General features: G+C 38.2%; 1 pseudogene. It reads left to right on the top strand.

Annotated elements, in window-relative coordinates:
- Positions 1-1,434: pseudogene (locus ABD909_RS07065) on the top strand (Vomp family autotransporter); the annotation flags it as partial.

Here is a 1,434-nt window from a genome sequence, read left to right as displayed (position 1 = left end):
CCGCCGGAAGTAGCAATCTTAATATCACCAAAGGCGAAGAAGACAATAATGTAAAATTCGATTTAGCAAAAGATCTCACGTTAAATAGTATAAAAACAGGTGAGAATACTTTAAGCGGAACAGGTTTAATTATCCAGAATGGTCCACAAATCACGACTTCTGGTATTAATGCCGGTGGTAAAAAAATAACGGGAGTAGCAGAAGGTACTGGAGCGACAGATGCTGTGAATTTTGCACAATTGGAGCAAGTCAAAAAACAAGTAGCTGCTAGTAGCTTTGTGAAACAAGACACCAATACAAGAGATATCACCATTGGTAAGGAAACCGATGGTGATAAAATTGTTATTGCTAACAATAAAAATGGTGCGCGTACTCTTACGGGTATAAAGAATGGTGATATCTCAAAAGCTTCGAGTGAAGCAATCACCGGTTCACAGTTGTTTACGACAAATCAAAATGTTACTAATCTGCAAACTGCTGCGACGGATATGGCCAAATCCTTTGGTGGTGGAGCTAGTTATGAAAATGGCCAATGGAGTGCTCCAACTTTTACAGTGAAAACTGTTACCGATGAAGGAAAGGAAGAGGATAAGACTTATACGAATGTAGCAGCTGCTTTGACAGGTGTTGGTACTTCTTTCACGAATATAAAACATGAGATTACCAACCAGATTAATAATGCCATTACTAATGTACAAGGAGATAGTCTTGTTAAGAAAGATGCCACCACAAATCTTATCAACATTGGTAAAGAAGTAGGAGGCACTGAAATCAATATTGCCAACAACACAAACGAGGCACGTACTCTTTCCGGTGTAAAGGATGCGGTGCGAAATAATGAAGCTGTTAACAAAGGTCAGCTTGATACAAGTATCAAAGATGTAAATAATGAAATAACGAATAAGTTCAACGAGTTTACTGAAAACATAACGAATGTTACGCAACAAGTTCAAGGCGATGCCTTATTATGGAGCAAGGAAGCCAATGCTTTTGTTGCCGATCATGGCAAGGATGATGAAAAGACAAGTAGCAAGATTACGCATCTTAAAGCTGGAGATATTACGGTTGAATCAACGGATGCGATCAATGGCAGCCAAATTGCGAAAATCTCTCAGGATGTTGCAAAATTCTTAGGTGGTAATACATCCTTTAAAAATGGTATTTTTACAGGACCAAGCTATAAGTTATCGAGTGTTTCTGAAGAAGGTCATGTGAATCCGAAAGATTTTAATGATGTAGGTAGTGCATTTACAGGCCTTGATGAGAACATCAAGAATGTGAACAATCGTATTAAGGAAGTCTCTCAAGGAGTTGCACAGGATTCTTTAAATTGGAGCAAGAAAGAAAAAGCTTTTTTAGCACAACATGGAAAAGAAAGCAGCAACAGCAAGATTAAGTTTCTTGCAAATGGAGAGATTTCTGCAAGTTCAAGTG

This window comes from Bartonella acomydis (assembly GCF_039543025.1).
GTDB lineage: Bacteria > Pseudomonadota > Alphaproteobacteria > Rhizobiales > Rhizobiaceae > Bartonella > Bartonella acomydis.
This window is presented reverse-complemented; position numbering and strand designations above follow the sequence as displayed.